Raw genomic sequence first — 618 nt, 5'->3', positions numbered from 1 at the left:
CATCGAACACCGCGACGGAGAGCGGATGTCGGCCGGGCGCGGGCGGCCGCGATCCCGGCGGCGCCGGCGCCGATGACGGCGACATCCAGATCGGCGGGCAGGGACACGGTCTTCACGGTGCTCACGACCCGAAACATGACGTGTTGCGGCGCCGAAACAAGCGGAGTTGATTTTTGGACGATTGTGTCCATTTATGCGCCGGTTCCTCCCCGAACGCCTTTCCGAGCGTGATCCCATGGCTCTCCCCCCCGTTCTTAAAAAACGTCTGCCGCTGATCGTCGGCGCCGTGGCGGCCCTGGCGGTCGTCATCGGCGGCGTGGTCTGGTGGCAGGGCAAGCAGCGGTGGGAAGCCACCGAGAACGCCTTCGTCCAGGCCGACACCACCGAGGTCAGCCCCCAGATCGACGGCTATGTCGTCGAGGTGCTGGTGGCCGACAATCAGCGGGTCGAGGCCGGGCAGATCCTGATCCGGCTGGACGACGCCGACGCCAAGGCGAACCTGGCTCAGGCCCAGCCAATCTGGCCGCGCTTGAGGCCGGCGTGCAGAACGTCGACGCCCGGGCGGAGCAGGAGCAGGCGGTGATCGCCAGCCGCGCCGCGGCGGTCAGCCAGGCCCAG

1 protein-coding gene is annotated in these 618 nt (G+C 68.6%); it reads left to right on the top strand.

Annotated features, from left to right (window positions below; genetic code table 11):
• Positions 1-235: 235 nt before the first annotated feature.
• On the top strand, positions 236-583 hold the full coding sequence (locus AC2W7C_RS18745) for a hypothetical protein (protein WP_486002688.1): 348 nt from the start codon (positions 236-238) through the stop codon (positions 581-583).
• Positions 584-618: the final 35 nt, after the last annotated feature.

It is taken from the genome of Brevundimonas sp. CURTG3B2_SDJG, from assembly GCF_057364705.1.
Note: the sequence above shows the minus strand (reverse complement) of the source record. Positions and strands in the feature narration are given on the sequence as shown.